39 protein-coding genes are annotated in these 26,223 nt (G+C 64.3%); 37 read left to right on the plus strand and 2 right to left on the minus strand.

The genetic code is table 11. The annotated features are described in order from the left end of the window. From ACO2Q5_RS08920 to ACO2Q5_RS09035, 24 genes are all read left to right on the plus strand, one after another. On the plus strand, positions 1-177 hold the full coding sequence (locus tag ACO2Q5_RS08920) for a hypothetical protein (RefSeq protein WP_423290069.1): 177 nt from the start codon (positions 1-3) through the stop codon (positions 175-177). Beyond that, entirely contained in the window at positions 174-416 is a 243-nt protein-coding gene (locus ACO2Q5_RS08925) for a hypothetical protein (RefSeq protein WP_423290071.1), read from the plus strand. Before ACO2Q5_RS08920 ends, ACO2Q5_RS08925 begins: the two co-directional genes overlap by 4 nt. Further along, on the plus strand, positions 413-670 hold the full coding sequence (locus ACO2Q5_RS08930) for a hypothetical protein (protein ID WP_423290073.1): 258 nt from the start codon (positions 413-415) through the stop codon (positions 668-670). Before ACO2Q5_RS08925 ends, ACO2Q5_RS08930 begins: the two co-directional genes overlap by 4 nt. Before the next feature lie 321 nt (positions 671-991). Further along, the gene (locus tag ACO2Q5_RS08935) at positions 992-1,246 is read left to right on the plus strand and encodes a DUF2312 domain-containing protein (protein ID WP_423290074.1); all 255 of its coding nucleotides are present in this window, start codon (positions 992-994) and stop codon (positions 1,244-1,246) included. Between the two features lies 1 nt (position 1,247). Beyond that, positions 1,248-1,484, plus strand: coding sequence for a hypothetical protein (locus ACO2Q5_RS08940; RefSeq protein ID WP_423290076.1), 237 nt, complete (start codon positions 1,248-1,250; stop codon positions 1,482-1,484). Continuing rightward, positions 1,481-1,828 carry a hypothetical protein gene (locus tag ACO2Q5_RS08945; RefSeq protein ID WP_423290078.1) on the plus strand — a complete coding sequence of 116 codons (348 nt, stop codon included), beginning with the start codon at positions 1,481-1,483 and terminating at the stop codon, positions 1,826-1,828. Before ACO2Q5_RS08940 ends, ACO2Q5_RS08945 begins: the two co-directional genes overlap by 4 nt. Beyond that, positions 1,825-2,256 (plus strand): winged helix-turn-helix domain-containing protein, encoded by a 432-nt coding sequence (locus ACO2Q5_RS08950; protein ID WP_423290080.1) that lies wholly within the window; start codon positions 1,825-1,827, stop codon positions 2,254-2,256. Before ACO2Q5_RS08945 ends, ACO2Q5_RS08950 begins: the two co-directional genes overlap by 4 nt. 79 nt (positions 2,257-2,335) lie before the next feature. Next, on the plus strand, positions 2,336-2,971 hold the full coding sequence (locus tag ACO2Q5_RS08955) for a hypothetical protein (RefSeq protein ID WP_423290082.1): 636 nt from the start codon (positions 2,336-2,338) through the stop codon (positions 2,969-2,971). An 11-nt stretch (positions 2,972-2,982) separates the two neighbouring features. Then, positions 2,983-3,849 carry a helix-turn-helix domain-containing protein gene (locus ACO2Q5_RS08960; protein WP_423290084.1) on the plus strand — a complete coding sequence of 289 codons (867 nt, stop codon included), beginning with the start codon at positions 2,983-2,985 and terminating at the stop codon, positions 3,847-3,849. Positions 3,850-4,009: 160 nt separating this feature from the next. Further along, positions 4,010-4,408, plus strand: a complete 399-nt coding sequence (locus tag ACO2Q5_RS08965; protein ID WP_423290086.1) for a hypothetical protein — start codon at positions 4,010-4,012, stop codon at positions 4,406-4,408. Then, positions 4,405-4,605: a hypothetical protein gene (locus ACO2Q5_RS08970; protein ID WP_423290088.1), complete on the plus strand. Its 201-nt coding sequence runs from the start codon at positions 4,405-4,407 to the stop codon at positions 4,603-4,605. The genes ACO2Q5_RS08965 and ACO2Q5_RS08970 overlap by 4 nt, the downstream gene beginning before the upstream one ends. After that, positions 4,602-5,225 (plus strand): hypothetical protein, encoded by a 624-nt coding sequence (locus ACO2Q5_RS08975; protein ID WP_423290090.1) that lies wholly within the window; start codon positions 4,602-4,604, stop codon positions 5,223-5,225. The genes ACO2Q5_RS08970 and ACO2Q5_RS08975 overlap by 4 nt, the downstream gene beginning before the upstream one ends. Positions 5,226-5,494: 269 nt before the next feature. Then, complete coding sequence (locus tag ACO2Q5_RS08980) at positions 5,495-6,010, plus strand: terminase small subunit (RefSeq protein ID WP_423290092.1); 516 nt, start codon at positions 5,495-5,497, stop codon at positions 6,008-6,010. Next, positions 5,997-7,385 (plus strand): phage terminase large subunit, encoded by a 1,389-nt coding sequence (gene terL / locus ACO2Q5_RS08985; RefSeq protein WP_423290094.1) that lies wholly within the window; start codon positions 5,997-5,999, stop codon positions 7,383-7,385. Before ACO2Q5_RS08980 ends, terL begins: the two co-directional genes overlap by 14 nt. Then, a complete protein-coding gene (locus ACO2Q5_RS08990; RefSeq protein ID WP_423290096.1) occupies positions 7,382-8,710 on the plus strand; it encodes an anti-CBASS protein Acb1 family protein in 1,329 nt (442 codons plus the stop codon). The genes terL and ACO2Q5_RS08990 overlap by 4 nt, the downstream gene beginning before the upstream one ends. After that, positions 8,703-9,833: a hypothetical protein gene (locus ACO2Q5_RS08995; protein ID WP_423290098.1), complete on the plus strand. Its 1,131-nt coding sequence runs from the start codon at positions 8,703-8,705 to the stop codon at positions 9,831-9,833. The genes ACO2Q5_RS08990 and ACO2Q5_RS08995 overlap by 8 nt, the downstream gene beginning before the upstream one ends. Further along, entirely contained in the window at positions 9,833-10,321 is a 489-nt protein-coding gene (locus tag ACO2Q5_RS09000; protein ID WP_423290100.1) for a hypothetical protein, read from the plus strand. The genes ACO2Q5_RS08995 and ACO2Q5_RS09000 overlap by 1 nt, the downstream gene beginning before the upstream one ends. Before the next feature lie 13 nt (positions 10,322-10,334). After that, positions 10,335-11,411: a major capsid protein gene (locus ACO2Q5_RS09005; protein ID WP_423290102.1), complete on the plus strand. Its 1,077-nt coding sequence runs from the start codon at positions 10,335-10,337 to the stop codon at positions 11,409-11,411. 54 nt (positions 11,412-11,465) lie between these two features. Beyond that, positions 11,466-11,753, plus strand: coding sequence for a hypothetical protein (locus tag ACO2Q5_RS09010; protein ID WP_423290104.1), 288 nt, complete (start codon positions 11,466-11,468; stop codon positions 11,751-11,753). 3 nt (positions 11,754-11,756) lie between these two features. Continuing rightward, positions 11,757-12,266 carry a DnaT-like ssDNA-binding protein gene (locus ACO2Q5_RS09015; RefSeq protein ID WP_423290106.1) on the plus strand — a complete coding sequence of 170 codons (510 nt, stop codon included), beginning with the start codon at positions 11,757-11,759 and terminating at the stop codon, positions 12,264-12,266. A gap of 3 nt (positions 12,267-12,269) precedes the next feature. Then, positions 12,270-12,683, plus strand: a complete 414-nt coding sequence (locus ACO2Q5_RS09020) for a hypothetical protein (RefSeq protein WP_423290108.1) — start codon at positions 12,270-12,272, stop codon at positions 12,681-12,683. After that, positions 12,683-13,708 carry a hypothetical protein gene (locus tag ACO2Q5_RS09025; RefSeq protein WP_423290110.1) on the plus strand — a complete coding sequence of 342 codons (1,026 nt, stop codon included), beginning with the start codon at positions 12,683-12,685 and terminating at the stop codon, positions 13,706-13,708. Before ACO2Q5_RS09020 ends, ACO2Q5_RS09025 begins: the two co-directional genes overlap by 1 nt. Then, positions 13,708-13,884: a hypothetical protein gene (locus ACO2Q5_RS09030; RefSeq protein WP_423290112.1), complete on the plus strand. Its 177-nt coding sequence runs from the start codon at positions 13,708-13,710 to the stop codon at positions 13,882-13,884. Before ACO2Q5_RS09025 ends, ACO2Q5_RS09030 begins: the two co-directional genes overlap by 1 nt. Then, on the plus strand, positions 13,835-14,293 hold the full coding sequence (locus ACO2Q5_RS09035; protein WP_423290114.1) for a hypothetical protein: 459 nt from the start codon (positions 13,835-13,837) through the stop codon (positions 14,291-14,293). Before ACO2Q5_RS09030 ends, ACO2Q5_RS09035 begins: the two co-directional genes overlap by 50 nt. Here ACO2Q5_RS09035 and ACO2Q5_RS09040 read toward each other — a convergent pair. Both ACO2Q5_RS09040 and ACO2Q5_RS09045 read right to left on the minus strand, forming a co-directional pair. Continuing rightward, positions 14,274-14,516: a hypothetical protein gene (locus tag ACO2Q5_RS09040; protein WP_423290116.1), complete on the minus strand. Its 243-nt coding sequence runs from the start codon at positions 14,514-14,516 to the stop codon at positions 14,274-14,276. The genes ACO2Q5_RS09035 and ACO2Q5_RS09040 overlap by 20 nt on opposite strands. A gap of 5 nt (positions 14,517-14,521) precedes the next feature. Beyond that, positions 14,522-14,821: a hypothetical protein gene (locus tag ACO2Q5_RS09045; protein WP_423290118.1), complete on the minus strand. Its 300-nt coding sequence runs from the start codon at positions 14,819-14,821 to the stop codon at positions 14,522-14,524. Positions 14,822-14,893: 72 nt separating this feature from the next. Here ACO2Q5_RS09045 and ACO2Q5_RS09050 point away from each other — a divergent pair, with 72 nt between their 5' ends. From ACO2Q5_RS09050 to ACO2Q5_RS09110, 13 genes are all read left to right on the plus strand, one after another. Further along, positions 14,894-15,325 carry a phage tail terminator-like protein gene (locus ACO2Q5_RS09050; protein WP_423290120.1) on the plus strand — a complete coding sequence of 144 codons (432 nt, stop codon included), beginning with the start codon at positions 14,894-14,896 and terminating at the stop codon, positions 15,323-15,325. Positions 15,326-15,388: 63 nt separating this feature from the next. Beyond that, the gene (locus ACO2Q5_RS09055; protein ID WP_423290122.1) at positions 15,389-16,099 is read left to right on the plus strand and encodes a hypothetical protein; all 711 of its coding nucleotides are present in this window, start codon (positions 15,389-15,391) and stop codon (positions 16,097-16,099) included. Between the two features lie 94 nt (positions 16,100-16,193). After that, positions 16,194-16,607, plus strand: coding sequence for a hypothetical protein (locus ACO2Q5_RS09060; RefSeq protein WP_423290124.1), 414 nt, complete (start codon positions 16,194-16,196; stop codon positions 16,605-16,607). A gap of 47 nt (positions 16,608-16,654) precedes the next feature. Beyond that, entirely contained in the window at positions 16,655-17,026 is a 372-nt protein-coding gene (locus tag ACO2Q5_RS09065) for a phage tail assembly chaperone (protein WP_423290126.1), read from the plus strand. After that, entirely contained in the window at positions 17,016-19,157 is a 2,142-nt protein-coding gene (locus ACO2Q5_RS09070; RefSeq protein ID WP_423290128.1) for a phage tail length tape measure family protein, read from the plus strand. Before ACO2Q5_RS09065 ends, ACO2Q5_RS09070 begins: the two co-directional genes overlap by 11 nt. Beyond that, positions 19,154-19,933, plus strand: coding sequence for a hypothetical protein (locus ACO2Q5_RS09075; RefSeq protein WP_423290130.1), 780 nt, complete (start codon positions 19,154-19,156; stop codon positions 19,931-19,933). The genes ACO2Q5_RS09070 and ACO2Q5_RS09075 overlap by 4 nt, the downstream gene beginning before the upstream one ends. Continuing rightward, positions 19,923-21,695: a hypothetical protein gene (locus ACO2Q5_RS09080; RefSeq protein WP_423290132.1), complete on the plus strand. Its 1,773-nt coding sequence runs from the start codon at positions 19,923-19,925 to the stop codon at positions 21,693-21,695. The genes ACO2Q5_RS09075 and ACO2Q5_RS09080 overlap by 11 nt, the downstream gene beginning before the upstream one ends. Then, positions 21,695-22,252 (plus strand): hypothetical protein, encoded by a 558-nt coding sequence (locus tag ACO2Q5_RS09085; protein WP_423290134.1) that lies wholly within the window; start codon positions 21,695-21,697, stop codon positions 22,250-22,252. Before ACO2Q5_RS09080 ends, ACO2Q5_RS09085 begins: the two co-directional genes overlap by 1 nt. After that, a complete protein-coding gene (locus ACO2Q5_RS09090; protein ID WP_423290136.1) occupies positions 22,252-22,593 on the plus strand; it encodes a hypothetical protein in 342 nt (113 codons plus the stop codon). The genes ACO2Q5_RS09085 and ACO2Q5_RS09090 overlap by 1 nt, the downstream gene beginning before the upstream one ends. Positions 22,594-22,656: 63 nt before the next feature. Further along, a complete protein-coding gene (locus ACO2Q5_RS09095; RefSeq protein ID WP_423290138.1) occupies positions 22,657-22,965 on the plus strand; it encodes a hypothetical protein in 309 nt (102 codons plus the stop codon). Positions 22,966-23,038: 73 nt separating this feature from the next. Further along, a complete protein-coding gene (locus ACO2Q5_RS09100) occupies positions 23,039-25,009 on the plus strand; it encodes a M14 family zinc carboxypeptidase (RefSeq protein ID WP_423290140.1) in 1,971 nt (656 codons plus the stop codon). A gap of 3 nt (positions 25,010-25,012) precedes the next feature. Continuing rightward, positions 25,013-25,807: a hypothetical protein gene (locus ACO2Q5_RS09105; RefSeq protein ID WP_423290142.1), complete on the plus strand. Its 795-nt coding sequence runs from the start codon at positions 25,013-25,015 to the stop codon at positions 25,805-25,807. A gap of 95 nt (positions 25,808-25,902) precedes the next feature. After that, positions 25,903-26,214: a hypothetical protein gene (locus ACO2Q5_RS09110; RefSeq protein WP_423290144.1), complete on the plus strand. Its 312-nt coding sequence runs from the start codon at positions 25,903-25,905 to the stop codon at positions 26,212-26,214. The last annotated feature ends 9 nt before the right edge of the window (positions 26,215-26,223 follow it).

Here is a 26,223-nt window from a genome sequence, read left to right on the forward strand (position 1 = left end):
ATGGACAGCAAGACCGTTACCCCCTTCGCAAGCCTCATTCAGGATGCAGCCCGTCTGGCTGACCAAACTGACCGAGGTTTCAGCCTGACCATGGAAGTCGGCAAGGGCAAGGATTCGTGCCGCAAGACGGTGTCGGTCGATCCCTCCTTTGCTAGCGCCCAAGGGAGGCAGGAGTGAACCGGGCCGACCGCCGCACCGCCATCGTCCACACCCCCGGCGCACAGGGCGCCCCCGATCTGGTCAGCCTGCCGCGTGAGCCGTGGGAGCCGGACCACGTCCCGCCCGATCCGCGCGAGGAAACCCGGCCCCGACAGCCCCTGATCCGCAACCGCAGTGCCGGGCCCCGCGTCCGGCGCGTCGGCGGGTGGGTGCAGGAGATCGAGACCGGCGTGATGGATGGGGGAGGGTTTGCATGACCCGCCTCTGCATCATCGGTGCCGTCCTTTGTGCCGCAGCCCTTGCGGCGTTGCCCGCATTCGCCGATCCGCCGGTCGTGCTGACCCTGACGATGGCCTATCCCGACCAGCCGCAGGTGCAGATCGTCGCGGGGCTGATGAACGGGCCGGAGTTCTGCGCCGTCACCGGGCGCCTGCTGGTGGCCGATCTGACGGCCGCCAACCCGGGGCTCACGGTGACGTTCGCCTGCGCGCCCTATGGGGAGGCAGCGTGACCCATGCCCGACCCAGGAAATGCGGCCGCTGCGGCCAGCCCTGCGCCGAGGCACTGGGGCCACCCTATCGGCACCCAGACCGCGGGACCGTCAGCTACTGCGGCGAGCACCGGGTCGAAGCCGAGGAATGGCATCGGCGCACATATGCGGCTCCAGCTGCTCATCCGGCGCGAGCTGCTGATCGCGGATCTGCGCCACGCCCGGAAGGGGCACAGGCAAGTCTCTTTGATTGAGGCCGAGCTTCGGCGCGTGACCACGCAATCGCTTTCGACATGACGACGCGGCCGCGGCGACCAGCGGCAGTTTTCAGGAGGCTCCGGCATGAAGGATTCGAGCGACAGCTACGGGATCGCGGCGGATGAGCTGCTGCAGTTCATCGAACGGTTCGAGCAACTGGAATCGGAAAAGAAAGACATCGCCGAACAGCAGAAAGAGCTGATGGCCGAGGCCAAAGGCCGTGGCTACGACACCAAGGTGATGAAGAAGATCGTGGCCCTGCGCAAGCAGAAGCCCGACGATATCGCCGAGGAAGAGGCGGTGCTGGAGATGTACAAGTCCGCGCTCGGGATGGCGTGACATGGCGCGCTTCTCCTACGCAAGCGCAGTCGCCGCGCTGAAATCCGGCGACCGGATCATGGTCACGAACCCTGATCCGTCGAAGGCAGGCGATATCCGCCGGTTTCATCTGATCGGCGCCGGGGGGGGGCTGACCTCGGCCACCTTCGCAAAGCTGGTGCCGGACCTCGTGCCGGTGGGCGATGGTCTGTTCGCGGACGAGCCGTCGCAGACCTTCGTCTGGGGCGGTGAGACATGACCACCATCACCTTCCCATGGCCGCCAGCTGCCCTGACGCCGCACGCCAAAGGCGGACGTTGGGGCAAGGTCAGGGCCACGAAGCGGTATCGCAACGATGCCTTTCTCTTGGCACGGGCAGCGCGCATCCCTCGGTGCCCAACAGCGCGCCTCGTCTTCACCTTCCATCCGCCGCGGCGCGCCGGTGATCCGCACAACGTCCCGGGCCGCTGCAAGGCGCTGATCGACGGCATCGCCGATGCCATGGGATGCGATGACAAGCACTTCCGCTGCGCTTGGCCCGAGACCTTCGCTGATCCGGTCAGGGGTGGTGCTGTCGTGGTGCAGGTGGAGGCGCTGGTATGAGCGGCGCGCATCGCGGAAAGCAAATCTCCAACGCCGAATTTCGGCGGCTCTGGGAGGATATGACGATCTCCAAGGCTGAGATCGGGCGCCGCCTGGGCATCGGTATTGCCGCAGTCAGCCAGCGTGCAGCTGCGCGCGGATTGCCGCCCCGGCCCGACGTGCGCCCGTGGCAGCGCGTGCATTCCGAGGCGGAAATCCTCGAACTGTTCGGGATCGGCCTGTCTGCGAACCAGATTGCGCGCCGCATGGGCTGCACCATAGCAACCGTTCGGCACACGCTTCGCAAGAACAGCATTGGCATGCGTCCGATCCGAACCCCGGCGCCGGTGCGGCCCCGGGATGCCGAAGAGGCCATCCTTGCGCATCGCATGGCCCAGACCGCTGCGCTGGAGCGGGCGGCCGTGGCTGAGCATTGGAGGGCGGCGTGAGCATCGCTCTTCCTGCGCCTCCCTGCGCCTCCGCGCCTATGGCGTCCATCTGGCACGATGGGCAGCCAGGAGGTGGCACATGACACAGAACATTTCGAGCGCCGTCATGCAGCAGCGCTCCGAGCCGCACGACAGCCTCGACGATTTCCCGACACCGCCTTGGGCCACCCGCGCGCTGCTGGAATGCCTCGATCTGCCGTTCTGGGCGTCCTTGCATGGCTTTGCGACATGCCGGGAGCCCGCGGCAAACCGGGGCCATATGGTCCGCCCGCTGCGCGAGGTATTCACTTCAGTCGAGGCGGCCGACATCTTCGATTACGGGGCAGGATTCCCGCAGGCGGATTATCTGTTTGGCCCGGATCCCGATCCTGTCGATTGGACGATTACCAACCCGCCTTTCAGGCTGGCGGAGCAGTTTATCCAAAGGGCTCTGCGCACCAGCCGGCACGGCGTCGCGGTCATCGTGCGGAGCGCTTTTCTGGAGGGCGTCGGTCGTCACCGGCGGCTCTTCCAGCCGCATCCGCCGCGGTTCGTGCTGCAGTTCACTGAGCGCGTGGTCATGCACAAGGGCAGGCTGTCGGCGACCGGCAGTACCGCCACGGCCTACTGCTGGATCGTCTGGACGCCCGGAGAGCACGACACCCGCTTCGCGTGGATCCCGCCGTGCCGCAAGCGGCTGGAGCGGGCCGCGGACTATGAGGCGGTGCTGTTGTGAGCATCCGTCTCATGTCCGCCATTTTCGAGAGCACCACCCTCGGCCCCACCGAGCGGCTGATCATGCTCGCGCTGGCGGACCATGCCGATGATGAAGGGCGCTGCTACCCCTCGATCCAGCGCCTGAGCCAGCGCACCGGCCTGAGCGAAAGAGCGGTCCAGATCAACACCCGAAAGCTGGTCGAGCAGGGGTATATCCGGGTCGTCGCGGGCGGCGGGAAGGGCAACGCGAACCTCTATTTTGTCAGCGCAAACCCCGCATGTGGTGCGCCTTTTGAGGCCCCAAACCCCGCACCAGATGCACCCCGCACGAAATGCACCCCCGCATCAGATTCACCCCAAACCCCGCACGACGTTCGCCCAAACCCCGCACCAGATGCACCCGAACCGTCAGGAACCACCATAGGAACCGTCACGGAGGCGGCGGACGGGCGCACACACGCACGCGAGGCCGACCAATCCGAGGACCTCATCTGGACGATCCTCCATGCCCTCGGGTTCGACCGGGGCCAGACCATCCCGAGATACTGGATGGGGGCCGATGCCCCTCTGATCGTTGCCCGTTGGCGCACCGATCTTGGCCTGACCGAGGCTGAGATTTGCGAGGTGGCCCGGCAGAACTCGATCCAGTTCGGTGCCCCGGCGCAGGGCCCGAAAATCCTGACCCGCCACATGCAGGCCTTTGCCGCTGCGAAGTCCGCCCCGCCGTTGACTCCAGACCAGATCACCATCCGCCCCCACCAGAATGGACCGCATCATGACCGACACTCCGAACGCCGTTCCTTCGATCAGACCATCAACGCCGTTGCCGACGGCCTCTCTGCGGGAACAATCCACCTCGACACTGCAAGCCGCGATCCGTTCGCAAGGCGGGGATGAGGGTGAGATCCTGAAGCGCGCGAATGTCTGTCTGGCCAGCTATTACGATCCCGACCTCGACCCTGAGACGAAGGCCGGCGTTCGAGAAAGTTTCGTCCGGGCCCTTCGGCATCTGCCGATGTGGGCTGTGCACCGCGGCTTTGACCAATGGGAGAAGTCGATGACGCGCCGCCCATCGCCGGGCGAAATCGTCATTCTGGCTGAGCGCGAGATCAAGCCGATCGGAGACGAGCTGGCACGACGTCGCCGCGATCATGAGCGGCAGGAAGAAGAGCGCGCCCAGGCCGCGTTTTGCAGGGTGACGCCGGAGGCCGCCGCGGAGATCTGCGCCCGTGCCGGTTTTACGCCACAGCGCATCGAGGCCATGCGGCAAGCACCGATGGCCGGCAGCTTTGCGGAAGCCGAGCAACGCCAGACCGAAACGGATTTTCGCCACTGGACGGAAACGGCCGATCCTGACGGGCCGGAGTGGCAGGCGCTGCGGGCATCCCGCGCCTCGAACCCTCTTGTGCAGGCGGCGCTGGCCGCAAAGCCCAAAGCAGCGAAGGGCGCAGCATGACCCGCTTTGACCACGACGCCCTGTCCGCCCCGCACAGCCAGCGCGAGCTGGACAGCATCCCGCAATCCGCTGGTGTTGGTATCCTTCCGCGCGAGGGGCTTGGCGCCACCGTTGCCGCGGATCAGGCGGCTGTGGCGGAACGGATGACCAGGGGCCGGTATGGGCTCGGACATGCGATTGGGCAGGAGGACGAATGAGCAGCAAGCGAAAAAGAAAGCGGGACAATGGCAAGGCCGGTGCTGACCAGTTTGCCCTTGCCAAGATCCCGCCTCGGGAAAAGTCCGGCCGGGCCTATCGGCCGCGCGAACACCGAGACCCGGCAACCGAAACGCTCAAGACGAGGTGCAGACACATGGGCAAGCCGATCACGAATGCCAACCTGCGCGACCAACGCGCGCCGTGGTGGGGGTGCTATGCCGGGCGGGTGATCGGGGATGCGATGATCGCCGAACACGAGCGCCAGGAGCTTTGGGCCGCCATCACCCACATGCGGAAGGTCGTCACGGTGTTTGACGCCGCGATTGGTGCGCCGCGCCGCCATGCCGTCTGCCTGCGCCTCCTCGCGCCATCCGAGGTGCTGCACGCCGACGCCAGCACGCCCGCACCGGACGAGCGCGATCCCGCCACCAAGCAGCGTCAGGCGACGGCTGCGCTCTCGGATCTGGAAAGGTGGCTGGGGGAGGGCGACAAGTTCGCCGCCGGCATGACCAAGAGGGTTGTCTGGGATGACGTGATCTGCACCGATCCGGCTGGACTCATCGAAACGCTGCGCAATGTCGTGTGGGGGATGAGGGGCAAAAAATTCCCGCGGCGCTGAAGGTGCTTGACGGTGAGTCCAGAATTTGCCATTTTGGCATCATCGGATCGAATGGCGCCCGGGGGAAACCTGCGGGCGTTTTTGCATTTCACTCCATCTTCCGGCCAGCACCTTTCGCCCGGCGCCCTCCCGCCCGCTGGCAATCTCCCCAATGCGCCGGACAGCCCGAGGACAGCGGGGTGCCCGGCGTCAACCATCCGCTGGCCGGGGTGCTCAGGCGCTCATTTTATAGGGTGGAATTCGGGGGAGGCGGGACAAGGATCTGTGACATGAGTGAGCGTGACCCCATCACCGGCCAATTCGCGCCTGGCAACAAGTTCTGGGCACAGCGCAGCTCGTTCGGCCCGGCCCCCAAGTTTGCGAATGGCGACGAGCTCTATGCCGCCTGCCTCGAATACTTCGAATGGGCGCATGACAACCCGCTCTACGCCGACCAGCTGGTGACCTTTCAGGGTAGCGCCACGCATGAGCCGGTTGCCAAGATGCGGGCCATGACGATCACGGGCCTGTGCCTGTTCCTCGACATCTCGGATGAGTGCTGGCGCGGGTGGCGCACCGAGGGGCATGCCCGTTACCGGCCCGATCTCGTAGAGGCCATTGCAAAGGCTGAGGCGGTGATCTGGACGCAGAAGTTCGAAGGTGCATCGGCTGATCTGCTGAACCCGGGCATCATTGCACGCGAACTGGGGCTGATCGACAAGAAGCAGCTTGGGAACGATCCGGAGAACCCGCTGCCCGCCCAGCAGGTCACGATCTTCGCCCTGCCGGACAATGGGCGCGGGTAACACGATCAGGCCGCAGGAGGGGCCGCAGACCGCGTTCCTCGCCAGCCCGGCAGATATCGCGATCTACGGGGGCGGGGCTGGCGGAGGGAAGACCTGGGCGCTGCTGATGGAGCCGCTGCGCCACGCTGGCAATGCGGACTTCGGCGCGGTGTTCTTCCGCCGGACGACGGTGCAGATCCGCAACGAGGGCGGTCTTTGGGACGAGAGCGTCAAGCTTTATCCGCTCCTTGGGGCGGCGCCAAAAGAGGTCACGCTGGAATGGAAGTTCCCTTCCGGCGCGTCGCTGTCGATGGCGCATCTGGAGCACGAGAAGACCGTCGCCAACTGGCAGGGCTCGCAGATCGCCCTCCTGCTGTTCGATGAACTGACGCATTTCAGCGAGAAGCAGTTCTTCTACATGCTCAGCCGCAACCGTTCGATGTGCGGCGTCCGGCCCTATGTGCGCGCGACCTGCAACCCGGATGCGGACAGCTGGGTGGCGCGGTTCATCGCGTGGTGGATCGACCAAGACACGGGATTGCCGATCAACGAGCGGGCAGGGGTGCTGCGCTACTTCGTCCGGATCGGCGATGCGATCCATTGGGCCGACCGGCCGCAGGATCTGGCCGGGCACACGATGCTGGACGAGGGCGGCAACCGGGTGCCCGTGCCGCCGAAATCGGTGACGTTCATCCCGGCAAAGCTGACCGACAACAAGGCCCTGATGGCCGCGGACCCCGGCTATATGGCCAACCTGATGGCCCTGTCCTCGGTTGAGCGGGAGCGTCTGCTGGGGGGCAACTGGAAGATCAGGCCCGCCGCCGGGCTGCTGTTCAAGCGGCAATGGTGCGAGGTGATCGACACCGTGCCGGCGGGTGTCCGGTGGACCCGGGGGTGGGACCTTGCTGCCACGCCGAAGACGGACGCGAACCCGGACCCGGACGGCACCAGCGGGACGAAGATCGGGCAGGCGCCGGACGGCAGCTTTGTGGTCGGCGATCACGTGAAGGACTGGCTGTCGCCGAACGGGGTCCGGACGCTGATCCGGAACACGGCGACGCAGGACGGACGCGACACCCTGATCAGCCTGCCGCAGGACCCGGGGCAGGCGGGCAAGGACCAGAAGGAAAGCCTCGCCAAGCACCTGAACGGGTTCAACGTCCGTTTCTCGCCGGAGACGGGCGACAAGCCCACGCGGTTCTCGCCGTTCTCGGCGCAGGCCGAAGCCGGGAATGTGAAGGTTTTGCGGGGGGCGTGGAACGAGGGCTGGTTTTCCGCGCTGGAGGGCTTCCCCGAGGCAGCGCACGACGATGACGCGGACAGCACCAGCCGGGCGTTCAATGCGCTGGTAGAGGCGAAGCCGCAAGCCTGGATGCTGACAAGGAATTCCCGATGAACATGATCGCCAATGTGACCCGGCGCCTCGACCGCATGTTCCCGGGCTTCTTTGCGACCTCGACCAAGCACGACCATTACAAGGACTTCGGCTGGCCCGACACACTGACATTCGAACAGCTTTTCCGCATGTATACGCGCAATGGCCTCGCTGCGTCGGGTGTTGACAAGACCATCGCCAAGACATGGCAAGACGCGCCGAATCTTTGGGAAAGCGAAGAGCCATCGGAGAGCGCGCTGGAGAGCGAGATCCGGCAGTGTTTCGATGATCTGCGGGTCTGGCAGATGCTGGCCGAAGCCGACAAGAGGTCGATGGTTGGCAAGTACGCCGGCGTGATCCTGAGGTTTCGCGACAGCCGATCCTTTGACCAGCCGGTCGCCCGCGTGGGTGGCGGGCTGAAAGGCCTCGCTGGCCTTATCCCGGCATGGGAAAGCCAGCTGACGGTTGCGGAATGGCACAATGACCCCCACGGCGAGGAATACGGACAGCCGAAGATGTTTCGGTTCAGCGAGTCCGCCCTCGGGAACGAGAGCACGAATCCTCGACAATTCATGGTGCATCCGGATCGGGTTTTGATCTGGTCGGATGACGGATCGGTCAATTGCCGATCAGCGCTGGAGGCGGGATACAACGACCTGCTGGACGCCGAAAAGGTCAAAGGCGGCGGGGCAGAGGGCTTCTGGAAGACCAGCCGGGGCGCGCCGGTGATCGAGGCTGCGGAGGGGCTCACCCCTGGTGACGTGGCCAAGAATATGGGCGTGTCGGTCAGCGAGGTGCTGGACGAGATCAACAACCAGCTGGAGAGCTTCCAGGCAGGGTTCGACAAGGGCCTGATGCTGGGCGGCATGACCGCAAAGCCGTTGCAGATCACGCTTCCCAGCCCGGAGCACTTCTTCGCCGGTCCGGTGCAATGCTTCGCAGCCTCGATCCTGATCCCGGCGAAAATCTTGCTCGGCAGTCAGACAGGGGAGCGGGCCAGCACTGAAGACGCCAACGAGTGGAATCAAACCTGCAACTCGCGCCGGGTGAACCGGTGCCTGCCGCTCATGCGCGAACTGGTCAACCGGCTGGAGCGTGTTGGTGTCCTGCCGGAGAGAGACTGGCACATCGACTGGGCAGACCTGACCGAGGCAACCGCGGGCGAAAAGATGCAGCGGGCCAAAGACCTGAGCGCGATCAATGCGCAGACGCAGCCCGGAGACGAGCCCGCCTTCACCCCGGACGAAATCCGGGAGGCGGCTGGCTACGACGCTATGTCCGTCACGGGCGATGATGACGGTGAGGACGATCTGCTGCCGGAAGATGAGGATCAGACCGATGAGTAAGCAGGCCCGGATCAACATCCGTACCGCCGTCAACACGTCGAAAATCCGCAGGGAGCGCCGAGCGGGGCGTGACGTAATTGTCGTGCCAAGCGCGACGCTGCCGGATGATGTGGTGATGAACCGCGTGCGTTATCCCGCCGCGGCCATCGAAAAGGGGTTCGGGTCACTGGAAGGCACCCCGGCACCCCTTGGACATCCCAGCATTGAGGGACAGTTCATCTCCGCCTCCGACCCGCGCGGAATGGTGCGTGGTTTCGTCGGTGCTTGGAACGAGAACGTCCGGCGGGAAAACGGCCGGGTGCTGATCGACAAAGTCATCGATGTCGAATTCGCGACCCAGCTCACCGGCGGAAAGTCGGTGCTGGAGGCGATTTCCAAGGGTGAGCCGATCCACACGTCGACCGGGCTTTATGCGCTGATGAAGCCGCTGGAGAACGATGCTGACGCCGATTTCGAGGCGTCGGAGCTCGTGTTTGACCACGATGCAATTTTGATCGGCGAGGACGGGGCCGCGACCCCGGCGCAGGGCGTCGGAATGCTGGTCAACAAGGCCATCGGCGCCGATGGCAAGGAAATCGAGGTCATCAACTCGGCTCTGGATGATGCTGAGCGTGAACTCGACTGGGCGGCAGACTATGCCGCTCGCGCGGCGGAAAAGCTGGCACGGGTGCCCATGCTTGAACGCATCAAGACCGCCATCCTGGACGTGATCCGGGGAACCGAGCGGGAAACCTCTCTCAACAAACAGGAGACTGCCATGCCCGTCACCGACGAGCAGTTCAAGGCACTTTCCGACGAGGTGAAGACCCTCTCGGATGGTGTGAAAGGCATCGGCGAAACCATCGCCAATGCGGTCAAGGATGCGGTCAAGCCGCTGGTTGAAGCGAACGAGGCCATGACCAACGCCCAGAAGGCGAAGGATGAGGCCGAACTCGCCGATCTGCGGAGCAAGATCATCAAGGCGAACATCATGAGCGAAGCCGTCGCTGGCGAGCTGACCCTGAACGCCGCCCGCGATCTGGCCAAGCAGGCGCAACCCGGCAAGGCCGCCGGGATCCACAACGGTCTGGGCGACAAGACCGAAACCGGCGGCTTCAAGCTGCCCCCCGCGGAGTCGAAATGATGGGACGCTATTCCCGAATCCATCTGGGCCCGGCCCGGAAGAATGACCCGCAGGTGCGCGAAGCCGAAGCGGGCGCCGCGATCCTGCCCGGCACGCTGATCGTGCTTTCGTCGGGACGTTTCGTGAATGCCGGGGCGACCACCATCGGCAAGGTCTGGCTGGCACAGGAGAACTATCTCGCCCTGAAGGGCGTGGATGCAGCCTATGCCGCCTATGCTGCTGGCCCGCCCGTGGTGCGCGGCGATACCGTGCTCGGTCTCGAAATGCAGGACGACACGCACTATGCGGCCCGCATCGCGAACGGCGTGAACATCACCGCCGTCGGTACGGCGTTGACCCCGGGAGCAAACGGCACGCTGGCCATCGCATCGACCTCGGATCTCATCGTCGCCTATGCCGACGAGATCTACAACAACAACACCGGCAGTTCGCAGCTGATCCGAGTCCGCCCGGCGGCATCGGCCAGCTACCTGTCGGCCGCATCGTAAGGAGGCCATCCAGATGCGCTATTTCGATACCCAACTGGTGGCCAACTCCCGCCCGCATGCTGCGTGGTGGGGTGAGGTTGGCATGCAGCGCCAGTCCTTTCACCTTGCTGAAGATGCGCTGATCGCAAATCACCGGCAGGCCATGGCTGCGGCTCTCGGTTCCACGGTTCTGGCAAACTCCTCGGCAGTACTGCCGCGCGATGCGTGGCTGGAGATGGACACCATCACCCGTCGCGTCATGCGCGATGACGAAGGGCAGGCCTACATGGCCGACCTGATGGCGCTGGCCCGTCCGATCCACATCGGCAAGATCGTCGCAGGGACCCGGGTTGCCTCCGACGCCGGCACCGTTCGCCGTTCGGTCAGCGGTCAGGTGCCAGAGGTGCTGGGCAAGGTCGAGTACGACTATCGCAACACCCTGGTCCCGATCTTCAACACCGGCTACGGGCGCAGCTGGCGTGAATGGAACTCGCTCATGAGTGAGAACTTCGACGCGCTGTCCGACGATCAGGAGGCCCATACCGCCGCGATCCGTGAGGACATGGCGGACTATGCCCTGAATGGTGACGCCAACATCGTTTTCAACGGGACCGTGGGTTATGGCATCCGCAATCACCCCCTGTCCAAGTCGATCAACATCGGCGCTGGCGGGGCCAACATCGACCTGACGACGGCGGATGCTGACGACATCGATGCCTTCCTGTCGGGCGCGTTCGGCGCGATGCTGGACGCCAACCTGATCACGCAGCCGGTCAATCTCTATGTCTCGCCTGAAATCGGCCGGAACTTTGACCGTCAGATGTCGACGGCCGAAGGGTTCAAGCCGGGCACGATCTGGGAATTCGTCCAGCGCAACCGCCGTATCGCCAAGATCGCGGTTACCTACAAGCTGACCGGCAACGCCTTCTTCGGCTTCGTTCCGAACGCCAACTACATCCGCCCGCTGGTGGGGATGGCGGTCAACACGACGGCGGCGGTCCGGGTGAACCCGGTCGATGACTACAACTTCCTCGTCATGGGCGCGATGGGTGTGGAGATCCGGGCCGACTATAACGGCAAGTCCGGCGTCTTCTATTCCGTGACGGCCTGACCCTTCGCACCGGCCGGGCTGTTGTGGCCCGGCCAATAGCCCATGGAGTGAGCCATGAAGCAGAAGATTGAGATCATCTCCGGTGGCATCTATGGCGCCAACGGTGAGTACCCCATTGGCACGGAGCTTGAGGTTGCCGCGGTTCCGGATGGCTGGGCGAGCAAGGTGCGCATCGTCAAAGCCAAGGCCGCCGCAGACGCAAAGGCGGTCACGAATCCGGCGAAATCGAACAAGCGGATTGGGCTGGAAAAGCAGGCAGCGGCTCTGTCGATCACCTTCGGTGACGACACCTCGGATGAAGATCTGCTTGCGGCGATCAAGACAGCCAAGGGGAAGGCCTGAGCAATGGCTGGTTATGGCAGCGATGACGACTTTGCGGCATGGCTTGCTGCGCATGGTCTGACGCTGCCCGCCTCGGCTCCGGCACCTGCCGTCTTGCGCCAGATCGGCAGTACCTATGTCGATGGCGCCTATGAGTATCGTCTGTCGTGCAGCCATAGGGCGGGCGGGTTTGCCCAGGAGCGGGCGTGGCCTCGCACGGGACACACGGTAGACCGGCAGGTGGTGCCGGAAGATCTGGTTCCGCCGCCATGGGTGGATGCCAGCTTCCGCGCCGCCTATCTGACCGCTGTCACCCCGGGGTGGGCCACGAGTGGCCTTGACCCGTCGCGGCTCACCAAGCGGGAGAAGGCTGGCGAGATCGAGCAGGAGTTTTTCGAGGCAGGCAAGGGCGCGGTTCAGGGAAATGCTGCGCCGGGGTTCCGGGTTGATCCGCTCATTGACGGTGCCTTGGCGGGGTGGCTCTGCCCTGTTTCCTCGACCCATGGTCTGGGCATTTGGACCGTGGGAGGCTGAGTCATGGGTCTGTATTCTGGCTTGGCCAACATGGTGCAGAACCTCCTAGCCCCCGAGGCCGAGGGCGGGTTGGGGCAAGGCGTCGTTGAGCTGATCCGGACCATTCCAGGCACCCAGAATGCTTCTGACCCATGGATTGCAGACCGGCCAGACGTGATCCTGGAAACCCTGCGCGCCGCCGTCACGGGGGCAGAGAAGTACGCAGATGGCCAGATGATCCTCCAGTCCGACCTTCGGATTACGGCCGCCGTACCAGCGATGGAATGGCGAATGGGTGAGGACATGGCGCCAGACCTGATGCACCCCGGCGCCGTGCTGGCAGTGCGGATTGATGGCCGACCGCTTCAGGTGATCCGGACCCGCGGCATTCCTGCCGCCGGAACGCCCGCAGCCATCGAAATCATCGCGAGGGGGTGATGACGAGGCCGAACGAGCAGACGCGCCTGTTTCGGGCTTTAATCGCAAAGCTGGATCCGGAAATCCGACGCGCCATTATGATGGCATGGGATGAGATCCGGGCAGGGATTGACTGGGGTGCCCTTCGAGATGCCCTTTCCCGGCAAGACACGCCAGCGGCCATCGCTGCGCTGAATATCGAACCCGCAGCCTTCGAGCTGTATCGCCAAGCCGTCACCGCGGCCTATTCGCAGGGCGGAATGCTGGCGGCTACCACCGTTAACGGTCCGCCGGGCAGCACCGTGACGTTCCGTTTCGACATGTCGAACCCGCGGGCTGAAGCGTGGATCGCGCTGAACGTGGGCCAGCGCATCACGCGACTGGCAGAAGAGGCTATCGAGGCTTCGCGGTCTGCCATTCTGGCCGGCTATCAGGCTGGACGGCACCCAAACAGCATTGCGCTCGATCTGGGTGGCAGGATGGTCGGCGGGCGGCGTCAGGGCGGCGTGTTGGGCCTCTCAGGGCCTCAAACTGAATATGTCCTCGCGATGCGTGCCCGGCTTGAAAGCGGCGATGCCGCTGAGCTGCGCAAGGTGCTGGAGATGAGCAGACGGGACCGGCGGTATGACCGCCTGATCCATCGCGCCATCGCGGGAGAGAGGTTGGCCAAGGCGGACATAGACAAGCTTGTACAGCGTTACTCAGACCAGCTGCTGGCCCTGCGCGCCGAGACCATCGCCCGCACAGAAACCGGTCAGGCGGTCATGTCGGCAAGGAAGGAAGAGTGGCGGCAGGCCTGCGAGAAGCTGGGATACCCCCTCGACGCAGTAACGAAAGCATGGCGGCACGGCGGCGGCGTTCGGGAGCCGCGGTGGTGGCATATCCAAGCCAATGGCATGCAGGTGCAAGGCCTGGAGGTGGCATTTATCCTCGCCAATGGCGCGCGGATGCAGCACGCGCTGGACCCGGCCGGTGGCGCATCTGAGTGCGCCAACTGTTCCTGCGACACGACGTTCCGGCTGGATCACTCATGGGGGCTGACCTGATGTGTGAAGCCTGCGAAGCCCGGCAGAAGGCTGCCCGCGATGCCTTCCTTGAGTGGAAGATCGCAGAAGCCCTCGGGCATGTCGTTCTGGGCGCGGCCGAGATGATCGGGCTGAAGGAGAAGCCGGATGGCGCAGACCTTCGCGGATTGGGTGGACGACTGGACGAGGGAGAGTGAGGCGCGCCTGCTGGCCGTGTTCAGGCGCGCCGTCGAACTGCTGGCCGACGAACTGACCACGACCCGCGCCAACGGGGGCCGCTTGCCGCATTTGACCGGAAATTTGATGCGTAGTCTGCTTGCTGCCGTGGGGGCTATGCCAAGCCAAGGTGCGCCGGATCAGAAATACGCCGGGTCAGATGTGGGGGTGGTGGTCGCTTCCGTGCTGATGGGCCAGTCCATCAGCCTAGGCTTTCAGGCCGTGTATGCCCGCCGCCGAAATTATGGCTTTGTCGGAACCCGCAAGGACGGTTCCACATGGTCAGAACCGGGCGCCGGATTTGTGGAATACGCCGCCAGCGTCTGGCCGACCATCGTTGCGCTTGCGGCAGAGGAAATCCGCAACAAGGTCATGGCGAGAAGCGCTTAGGCGGATCCGCGTCATCTCGTGGAAGGTCTTCCGGCAGCTTGGCCTGCATCCCTCCAGCCATGAAAAGGCGGGTCATCAGCGACAGCTTCACGAAGACCCCGATTGCGGTTCCGCCCTCGGTGGTCTCGGCGTGGTAGGGCTGGCCGGTCTCGGGATCGCGGATCATCTCATCCAGCTTGCGCCCGATTTCGCGGATGTCGGCGTTGGTGAGGGTGCGGGGCAAGGTGGTTATCGGCACGGGCCGGAGTAAACGGTGGCACCTTGGACCACCTCAACCTTCGCGATGGTGTAGCCTTTGGGGCAACCATCTGCGCTGGCAGCCCATTGGGCGATCATTGCCTGATGGTGGGCCTTGTCGGTCCCAGCTTGCGGCGGCAGAACATAGCGGAACGAGCGGGAGCCATCAGCGGATACGGAAGCGCTCCCCATGCCCTTCATCAGCTCAATGCCTGTGGTCGGGTCGATTGCGAGAGGGTCAACGCAGGCGGAAAGTCCGGCCAATGCGAAGGCTGCAAGGGTGAGGCGCATTCAAGGTCCTTTTGGCTGGCAGAGAATCCACGGCCGCAACTGGCAGCCATGATAATATGAGGATGGAATGCCATGCCATCAACCGAAACGCTGATCTGGATGGCGTTGAAGCGTCGCGTCGAGGCGCTGGACCTTTCGCCGCCACTCCCTGTTGCTTGGCCGGGGATGGTGTTTCGGCCGCCTACCGACCCGGATACCCGCTTGGTGTCACCGTTTTTGACCGTGACCAATGTCTCCGCGGCCCCGAGAAGGTTGGCGCTCAGGCGCGCGGCTCATGATCGGGTAGGGGTGCTGACCATCGTCCATGCCGCCGTCGCTGGATGGCCGTATGAGAAATACCTGGAGACCGCAGGCCAGATTGCCGCGTGGTTCCCTGAAGACCTCTGCCTGCCGTACCGCGGCGTAACGGTGCGGGTCAGCAGTCGCCCCCACATCGTGGATGGCTATCTAGATGGCGGGTATTGGCGCACGCCGGTCAACATCCCGTGGCGGTCCTTCGCCTGAAGCAATCCCGGCCCGGCCGGTTTTTGCCCGCAACCAGCGGGCCTTTTCGCATGGAGAAATGCAATGTCGATCAATGTCATTGCCGGGTCCAAGCTCTTCATCGGCGGCCAGGTGGCCTATAAGAGCAAGGTCACGGTTGCCGACTTTTCGGGTCAGATCTGGACCGAGATCGGCCCGCTTACCGCTCTGGCCGGTGTCAGCGTCGAGCAAGGCATGGCCACCCAAGAGGTGATCAATCAGGCCATCACGCAGTATCGGAAGACCGTGAAGTCGTTCCCGATGATGGAAAACGCGGTTCTGCCGGACAAGGCCGACGCCGGGCAGATCGCATTCACCACCGCCGCAGCCACCTGCAACCCGTATGCTTTCAAGGTCGAATGGAGCACGGATTGCGAAAGCTCGTCGGTCGTGACGATGACCATCGCATCGCCGGGCGTGATCACCTGGAACGGGCACGGTCTCACTGCTGGCACGGCGGTTACCTTCGCGACCACGGGCGCGCTTCCCACGGGAATTGTCGCGGGGACGACTTACTACGTCCTGTCCAGCGGCTTGGCGACCAACTCGTTCCAGATCGCAGCCACCCCGGGCGGGACTGCAATCGTCACCTCCGGCACGCAGTCCGGCGTCCACACCGCGACGGCGCAGCCCATCGGTGAGACGGACCTGTTCTTCGGGCTTCCGATGCCTTCCGGGAAGGCTGGTGGCGCGGCCTCCGACGTGCAGACCAAGCCGATGAACATTCAGCCCATCGCGCAGGCGGTGAGCGTCTGAGCATTCGCCGCCCGCCATCATGGGCGACGGATAAGGGGCCAGCTGGCGTGGTTCACCGGCTGGCCCCGCCATGAACCAGAACCGAGGGACAGCTATGGATATCGCAGGCATCAACGACAAGGTCGACCTCACCGAAGGGCAGTGGGTCAAGGACATTCCCGCGCTTCCGGGTGTGGAGCTGCTGGTGCGCAGCGCCAACTTCAAGCCATACACCCGCGCCCGTGACCGTGCCCTGCGTGAGGCCGCGCCGGACACGATGACCGATGACGGGCTGGATGTGTTCTGGAAGATCACGGGCGGCATGATGGCTGAGCACCTGCTACTGGGCTGGAAAGGCGTCAAGTCTGGCGGCAAGGACGCCGAGTTCACGGCGGATCAGGCCAAGGCCCTGCTGACCGCAGATGATCCTCATGGGATCGGTGAGAAGTTCCGCAAGGGCACAGACTACGCCTCATCCATCGTTGCCAGCCGCATTGCTGCCAAGACGGAAACCCTCGCGGGAAACTAAGCGCCGTGGTCAGGTGGATCGCCCTGCACGGCGCGGCGGTGGGGGCGATGATCCCGGTCCTGACGGCCAGAAAGCAGCCAATCCCGAAGCACTATTTCCCACCGCCGGTTCCGGCCGGAGGCGGCGAATGGCTGGACTCTTTCCACGAGCTATCGACTGATCGGCAGATCACCGACCACGGACCCGGACCCATTCCCGCCGCCAGCATTGCGCGTCACACCGCGGGCTGGCCCGAGGATGAGGTAGAGGCCTTCCGAACCTGCATTCGCGCCATGGATGCAGCATTCCTCGATGCGATAGTCCCAGCCAAGGACGGCGAGGAAAAGCATGGCCTTCCGCAACCGCCTGACGCCCCGACAGACAAGGACCGGCGCCGCGCCGCCTTCCGCAAGTTAGGAAAGAAGCCCAATGGCAGTTGAAGTTGGACCCGCCCTTGGCCTGACGGCTGACAGCAAGGGGCTGCAAGTCGCAATCCCGGTGCTGGAAAAGGTTCGGGATGCCGCGAAGCAGGCTCAGGCCGCCGCCGAAGGACTGGCCAAGGGTGCAGACAAAGCAGCTGCGGCGGAAGGGAAGGCTGCTGCCGCGGCATCCAAGGCTGCTGCCGACACGGTGAAGCTGGCGAACGGCCTGCAAATGTCCACCGTTGCTGCGGCAGCTGAAGCACGTGCGCAGGCTGCACGGGCGCAAGCCGCGCTGTCTGCGGCGAAATCGAGCGGCACCGCCTCTGCGGCTGACATCAAGGCCGCGCAGGCCGCGCGCGATCTTGCTGCGGCACACCGGGACGCCGCCAACGCTGCGCTGCTGGCTGAAAAGGCCGCGATGACGCAGGGGCAGGCGCAGGTGGACCTGTCCGGAAAGACGATGCACACCGCCAATGTCTTCGCACAGGCGAACGATATCGTGCTGATGGCGGTGTCAGGGCAGTCGCCCATGATGTTGGCGATGCAGCAAGGTATGCAGCTCAATCAGGTCTGGGCCACGATGGGCGGCAACCTGAAGAACATCGGCAGCATCATCGGATCGTCGTTCATGATGATGCTGAATCCGATCAATCTTGCAACCATCGGGATTATCGCAGGTGGCGCCGCGCTGGTGCAGTGGGCCATGTCGGCAGGCGATGCCTCTGGGAAGGCTGACGAACTGGTCGAAACGCTGGGCAACCTGGCGACGGCGGCATCCGACTACCAGACCGCTATTGAGAACGCGCAGCAATCCAGGCTGCAACTGATCGCGGATTTCGGGTCGCAGGCAGAGGCGGCGGAGCGTCTTTACGAGGCGCAGGCCAGACTGCGCGAGTTCGATCTGATTGACACTGTGGTAGCGGCGCAGGCCACCATTTCTGACGGCTTTTCAAGTATTCAAGCCCAAGTAGACACCGCCACGAGGGGGCTACAGGTATGGTCGCGCGAAATATCGTCGGCGGCCCCCGATTTCGAACGGATTGCCAGCGCATCTGAGATTTCAAAACTCGGCATCGAGGGACTCAAAGACGAATTCGGCATGACGTTACCGCAAGCACAGGCATTGCTGCGCACTGTGGATGCTATGGCGACGACGGATGGTCCGCACGCGATGGCGATGGCAATCATCGACTTTAACGAGCAATTGGCAAAGTCTCGCGCCGAGGGCGCAAAGATCCCGCCAGAAATGATGCGGGTCGCGAATGAGGCGGCTACAGCAGCTGGCGAAATCCTGCGAATGGCCGGCGCGCTCCAGTCTGCCAGTGATATTGCATCCAGCATCGTAATACCGCTCGGCATGACCTCGGGCAGCTCGGATTGGTTGAACGGCTTCACGAGTTCCGAACTGCTGCCCATGAATCCTCGTGGCAGTTCCGCGCCGCCCCGTGTTCGCGGGGGCGGCGGGGGCAACGAACGCAAGACGGCGCTGGAGGGACTGATTGCCGAGTTGCAGACAGAGACCGAGGCGCTCAAGACCTGGTATGACGATAAGCTGAAGCTCATCAATAGCTACACCGAACTCGAACTTGAAGCCCTTGGCGGCCGGCATGGCGCCATCGAGCGGCTGGAGGCCGAGCACAAGCAGCGGCTGTGGGAGATCAATGACAGCGCCCGGCAAATGGAGCTTTCCGCGCAGCGAGGCATGTATTCTGAACTCGCTGGCCTGCTTGGCATGTTCGCCGGGGAAAGCCGCGCCGCAGCCATAGCTCAGATCGGGATCAACACCGCACTGCGTCTGGCAGAGACCGCCCAAAACACTGCGGCTGCATCCATGCGGGCAATTGCGGAGCTTGGTCCGATTGCAGGTCCGCCAGCTGCGGCAAAGATCGCGGCCTATGGCAAGGTTCAGATGGCGCTGATTGCGGCCGCAGGGGTAGCGCAGGGGCTTGGCGGCGGAGGCCGTGGCGGCAGTTCCACCGGCGGCGGGGCAGCGGGGGGCGGGACTGCCTCATCCCCTGAACCCCCGCTCCGCGTGAGCGCCGACGCCTTCGACTCATCCCAGCTCTATACCGGAGAAGCCGTGCAGAGGTGGTTTGATGCCATTCAGGCCGAGGCAGGAAACCGCGGGATTGTTTGGGTGCCGGTATGATCCACATTGACCCGACCGCAACAGACACGGAGCGGGCATCCGTCCTGTATCGCAACGTGCTGTCCGAGGGCACGCTGGCATGGTCCAGCGAAACCGCGGACGGCTATGCCGCGAATGCGCTTGGCCCGCAGACCTATGACTCCTGGACACCGTCCGCGGTGCCCGCCACGCTCTCTGTGACCCTCGGCGCGCCCGTCACCTGCGACTGCGCGGCGATCATCGCCCACACCTTGGGCAGCGCGGGGGCGACGGTCGAGGTGCAGCACTTTACCGGCGGTATCTGGGTCACAGCGCAGTCGGTTACTCCGCCCGATGACCGCGACATCGTGATGATCTTCGGTGCGGTCTCGGCGGCACAGTGGCGCATCCGCGTGATCGGCGCCGTGGCCTCGATCGGGATTGTAATGATCGGCCCGCGGCTGCTGATCCCGGGCGGAACGCAGGCGGGCTATGAGCCCCTCAATCTGGCGCTTGATGTGGAGCTTTCGCCGTCGATCACGATCCGCGGCCAATATGTCGGTGCCTACGTCAAGCAGATGGGGGCAGGGACACCCATTGCTCTGGCCGCGCAAGAGCGCGAGTGGGTGCAGACCGAAGCTGTGCCCTTCATTGCCCATTACAACGCCGGGCGGCCGTTTGTCTGGATGAGCTGCCCGGATATGCTGCCCGAGGACGGCCATTACTGCTGGCGCGCCGGAAACACGCTGTCTGCCAGCTTCGGCCCGGGCGCAATGTGGGCCGATATGTCCATGCAGGTGAGCGCCTATGTCTCGTGAACCCTTCGTCTGGGTCGAGATAGACGTTGACGGCTGCGCGCTGGATTTTGGGGTAGGGGCCTGCCCGGCCAGCCTTGGCGGCGAAGTCGAGCGCAAGTGCTACCGGCTCTATGATACCTGCCGGGCGAAGCAGGCATTCCAGCACCAGAAGACCTTCCGCACCCTGCGCTATTGCCAGCCCCGCTCCAGCACGCCCAAGGGCGCGACGTGGTTCCCGGTCATGCAGGGCCAGCCGAGCGAGTTTTCGGCCACGGTGAACATTGCCGGGTCAGACAGTGATCTTTCTGCCTTCGGGCGGCGGGCAACCGTATCGGTGACGCTGACCGACTTCCCGGACCATGAACGGCTGATGGACCCCTACCAGGCAGAGCGGGTCAGCGGTGCGGCCCAGGCCGATGGTGTCGGCTATGACCCTTTCTCGCGCGGGACGCACTTCGGGAAGCTGAAGAAGCGCTGGCCATACTATGCCGGGCGCCCTCTGCGGGTGAAATTCGGCTATCTGGAAGGCGGTGCGCCGGTCGATGTATCAACCCGGCACTACATCATCACCAACATCTCCGGGCCCGACGAAAGCGGCAAGGTCACGATCAGCGGCAGCGACGTGCTTGATCTGGCGGACGACAAGCGGACCCGGGTGCCGAAGGCATCGAACGGCAAGCTGGCGGCAGATATCACGGCCGACGAAACCGCGCTGACCCTGACCCCGGCGGGCATCGGCGATCTGGAATATGAGGCATCCGGCCGGGCGCGGATCGGGTCAGAGCTGGTTGACTACACGCGCAGCGGTGATGTTTTCACCCTGACCGCGCGCGGGGTGAACCGCACCAGCGCCACCGGCCACCGGGCGCTTGACACCTTTCAGCGGGTCAAAAGCTACGTCAGTGCCCGCGTTGATGATGTGGTGGCCGATCTACTGGGGGAGGCTGGCATTGATGCTGCTTTCCTGCCGCTGGCAGATTGGGAGGCGGAGGTTGATCGATGGCTGTCCGGGACACGACTGACACGCGACATTACCGAGCCGACCGGGGTAAAGACGCTGATTTCCACCATCGTCCCCCTTGGTCTCAGCCACTGGTGGGAAAGCGCGGATCAGGAAATCCGGCTCAAAGCCAACCGGCCGGTTGACGGGGATGTGGTCTGGAAAATCAGCGACCGAAACAGCATTCTGGACGTGTCGATCACCGAGGACGACAAGCAGCGGGCCTCGACGGTACTGTTCTGGACGGTCCAGAAAACCCCGACCGGGTCGGCGACCAGCTCCGACAACTATTCCCGCACATGGGCCGCGGGCGATCCGTCCGCGCTGGAGGCGTGGCGCTACGGTTCTGGGGCGATCAAGAGCTACCTCTGCCCTTGGCTGGAAACCGGGGCTGACAGCATCGTGCGGGTGGCAGCCAAGCGCCTGCTGCGCCGGTTCGTCACGACGCCGAGGCGGGCGGAACTGGAACTGGATGCGGATACCTTCTCTGCGATCCGGCTGACGGATGTGATCGAGCTGACCACATCCGGGCTTCAGGATGAAACTGGCCTTGAGGAAACCGCGCTTTATCAGGTGATCAGCCGCAGCGAGCCAAAGCCGGGCGAGCGCATCAGGATCATCGCGCAATCCTACCAGTTCTCAGGCCGTTTTGCCTATGCAACCCCGAACGACAGCCCGGACTATCTGACGGCAAGCGCTGCGCAGCGCGACCCGGGCATGTTCGCCGCGGACCCCATCACCAAGAAAATGCCGAACGGCGATCCACCTTATGAGGCGATCTGATGCCATTTCCACCGACTGACTGGGGTGACTGGACCGAGGACGAATACGAGGTTGGGGCCCCTGCAACGTCCGGGCACTTCGAGCGCTGGTTTCGGAATGTCGTCGCACAGGCCCAAGGTGCCGGTGGCGCCCCCCGCAACCAGCCGCGCAGCCTCGCAACTTACGCTGGCCGTGCCGATCTGCCCACGGGCGCGGGCAGCCCGACGCCCGTGGCTTTCGTCGATCTGGACCCGCAGGCCGTTCTGCTGGTGGATTGCTTTGCAAGTACCACGACGGAAAGTGCCAGCTTGGCCCTGCAACTGTCGGTGTCCAATGACGGCGGCACGTCATGGTCCAGCTGGCTATCACTGGAGCTCATCGGGGGAGAAAATGGCCGGATATCAGGCACGGTGCAGGTTGACCTGGCAGCCGGAACATCTGTCGGGTCCACGCTGGCCATTGGGGCGTTTTCATTTGGCATTGAGGATGTGGACAGCATCCGATTCCGGGCTGTGACGACCGGTGCTGGCGGGCCAGTTGCCCGCGTCCTGCTGCGCTACATCGGGGAGGCCCTGTGATGGATATGATCGTCATCAACACTCGCACCGGCGCGCAGTCAGTGGTCCAGATCCCGGATGAGCCGCCAGTGCTGCCTTCGCCGCCCACGGTCGAAGATTACCGGCGAGCGGTGCAATCCCATATCGACGCCGCGGCACGGTCCCGGCTCTACAGCGACGGCACCTCCCTCGCGTCCTATGTCAGCAGCACGAATGCCGTCTGGGCGGCGGAGGCAGCCGCCTTTGTGGCATGGCGCGACACCGTCTGGGCGCAGGTCTATGCGCTCTGGGCTGATCCGCCCGCGGTACCGCCGACCATCGCCGAACTGATCGCCGCGCTGCCGGAAATCGTCTGGCCCTGATCGACCCCTGAAATCCTGACCGACCCACACCCCGCCTCTTGCGGGCTTTTTTATGGACTGCGCATGCCAACGATGACTGTCAAGCGCGGCACCACCTTCCGGTGGCGGCTGAGGCTTACCCCTGACCCTGCCGGACTGTCCGGCGCCGTTGTGGCTGCCACGGTGCGGCGCCGGACCTTTGCGGATGACCTCGCCGTCAGGTTGCTGGACGACACCCCAGGTTGGGCGGAGATCTCCGCGACTGCCGATGCCACGGCGCAATGGCCGCTCGGTCTACTGACCTGCGATGTGCGGGCGGCCCAGCCGGGCGGCGAGGTTTTCGCAACCGAGACCTTTTACCTGTCCATCATCCCGGAGGTGACCCGTGACTGACACGATCTATGGCGGCGGCCGTCGGGGGGCATCCTCGCGCGAGGAGGTCAATGCCTATCGCCAAAGCCTTGGGATGCCCGAGCTGAGCCCTGCCGAATTTGCCGACTATACCGTGGGCAAGCCGGGGATCGACTTTGACCCCGACCACCCGGAATGGGATCCCGATCACCTTTTTGCCGAACGAACGGCCGTCCTGCACCGCGGCACCAGCTGGCGGGCTTTGCGCCCGACGCAGGGCGAGGAGCCGGGCGTGGTGGCAGATGCCTGGACTGTGCTGGCACAGGGCGGCGATACCGGGACTATTGATGAGGCGGTGCAGGCGGCGACTGAGGCTGGTGCTGCGCAGGTCGCGCTGGCGGCCGAGCAGGCGGGATCGGCTGCGACACAGGCCGCGTCAGCACTCACCTCTGCTCAACAGGCCGCGCAGGACCGGGCGGCGGCCGAACATGCCGCGCTGACGCTCGGGGCCACCGCCTATCCGCTGCGCGCCGATCTGCCCGCCAGCCCGGCATCCGGGGCGCGGGCCTATGTCTATGCCGACGGCAATGAGGCCAATCTGGGGCTTTGGTTCTGGTCGGGGGCGTCCTGGCAGCGGGATCAGCTCAATCCGGCCCGGCAGTCGGATGTGGTTAGCGCAGAACAGCGCTCTCTTGCTGCGGCGGCGTCCGGGGTTGTCGGCGGGCGGAAATTTGCTCGTCTGGAAGATGGCCGGAATGGTTTTGCAATCATCGACGAGTCCGGCAGCGCGGCTGCCGAGTTTGACGACCTCGGCAATCCTGAATTTGCTTCGATGTCCATGTTTCATCGTGTCGGTGAAGGCAGCCCGCCCGGCCTTACCCTCGTCGATGCGGATGAGCGGCGAATCGCTGGCTTTGACGGCCTCGGAAATCCTGAATTTTCTTGGTCACCCGTTTTTGAGCGTCTGGGGGATGAGCTGCCTGCTGGCGATATCCTGCTGGTGGATGATGAGGGGCGCCCGGTCGATCTGGGCGGCGGCTCACAGCAGGACCCGGACTTTCAGGATCTGCCGCGTCACATGCCGGCCGATGTGCCGGGAGACACTGCCCTGTGGCGGGATTGCGCGCATTTGGCTGTGAGAGGCCCGCTGGATGCACTTTACACACAGCCGCGTGCTGTGTGGTTTACCAATCTGGCCACGCTCTACGCGCGCTATGACGCGCTGGTCGCGGAGTATCCGGCCTATGTCACGCGGTCGAGTCTGGGGCAGGATGGGATCGGCAATCATATCTACCAATATGTTTTCACGCCGCGCGCCCCGCGTGTCGGGCCGCCTGCGCCCGGCTCCCAGCTCGATCCGCAGGATGCGGCGCTGCCGAAGATCATTGTGACCTCAGGGGTGCATGGCTCGGAGCGCACCGCGCAGCATGGCACGCTGATTTTTGCCACGCGCCTGTGCAAGGCGTGGAGGGATGACCCTGACTATCGCCGTCTGCGCTTTGCCGCGCAGCTGGTGATAGTGCCAGCGGCGGTGCCGTCGGGGGTGAATCTGGGAACCAGACCGAACCATAATGGCGTGGATGTCAACAGAAACGCCAATTTCCGCTGGGGTGAGGCCGGGTCACCGACGCCACCGGCAGACACCTATATCGGTCCTTCGGTGAAGTCCGAGCTGGAAACGCAAATCCTGACAGGTCTGCCCGCGCTCCACCCCGATGCAATAGCATGGATCGATCACCACAATCACGCGGAACCGCAGCTGATCTGGATCGCCTGCGGCACGCCCGCATATCAGCCGGTGATCAATCAACTCGCAGCGGCCCTGCGCGAGGATGTTTACCGGCTCGGCATCGCGCCGGAAATGTCGCCCGACGAACAGACCATCTGGCTCTCGAAAGCCGTAGCTGGGAACCTCGTGGGTGAGGCCGGGCTGACCGGCCTGCCCAGCTTTTTTGTCGAGGAACCCGCGCTGGCCACGCATCCTGCGCTCGGCGGGTCGATCATCGCGCTGCATAGGCTGGCAGAGGCCATGGTGCTGCGGTCTGTCGTTGCAGTTCTGAATCATCACATCTCGAAAATGGAGTAAAAAATGCGGCAATATCTGCGTCTCAGTGGCCTGCGGACTGGAACAGCGCGCCCGCCCATTGATCTGTCTGTGATTGACCGCGCCCTCGGTCCGATCCCCGGATTTGCGTTTCTGATGGACCCCGGGCAGATTGCGGCCGATGGCGCGGTGCTGAACCGGGTGGATGGCACCATGAAAATGCCGCGCAATACGACCCCGGCGGCGGCCCCGGCCTATCCCGATGCGCCATTCGCAGGGGGAGGGGTGTTCGCGAATGGTCAGCCGTCCATCCAGCTCGCTGAGGCCTCGCGCCGCAGCCTGATGCCTGACGTCGATCTGACCGCGGAAGAATGGAGTGTATTTGCATACATCCGGCTGTCCGCTGTGAGCGCGGACACGCAGGAGCTGATCGCAGCAGCTCCGGACTATACGGTGAGCGCCGGAGAGACCGGGCCGCGAATGGGGTTCACCCCTACCGGCACGGCTGCGGTCATCTGGTCTCGCGGCAGCGCCGTCGATGCAAACCGCCGGCTCGCATACACGCCCGCCAGCGGCTTTATGGGCCGGGAGGCGGCATTGCTTTTCACGTTCTCGGTACAGAACGGGCTGGCGATCTTTGTCGATGGGGTGCGGGAGGCCTATAGCGCTGCGGCAAAAGAGCCGTTGACGCGCGGCATGTTACGGGGCCAGTGGCGGTTTTTCCGGGGCATCAACGCTGATCTCGGTCTGACCGGAATTCTCGCCACTGACCTCGGCCGCGACAGCATGGCAGGCTATCGTACTCGTCTGTTCGAGGGGCTCGCCCAGCACTACGGCTGAGCCGTCGCGGTCTAACGGCCGCAGATCTGCCAGCTCGCCCCAGACCACGACCCACACCCCGCCGCGCGCGGGCTTTTTCATGCGCAGGAGACGCAATGCCCAAACTCGAATTCGACCCCAAAATCAGCTTGGGCAATATCGTCACCATTGCTGTGGTCCTGATCGGGGCAGTGACCGCCTGGAATACGGTGGTCAACCGCCAGACGCAGCTGACGGAAAAGGTGGCGCTGATCGAAGCGGCCATTGCGGGCAGCGCCGCGACCCGTGATCAGCAGATGGCGGGGCACGAGGCCCGGATCAGGGCGGTGGAAATCGCACAGGCCGCGCAGTCCAGCGATCTGCGCGCCATCCAGTCGGGGATCAGCCGTATCGAGGCTCAGCTGGAAAAGCTCAGCACCAAGCCCTGACCGCGCGCA

Origin of the sequence: Neotabrizicola sp. VNH66 (assembly GCF_049445895.1) — a bacterium.
GTDB lineage: Bacteria > Pseudomonadota > Alphaproteobacteria > Rhodobacterales > Rhodobacteraceae > Pseudogemmobacter.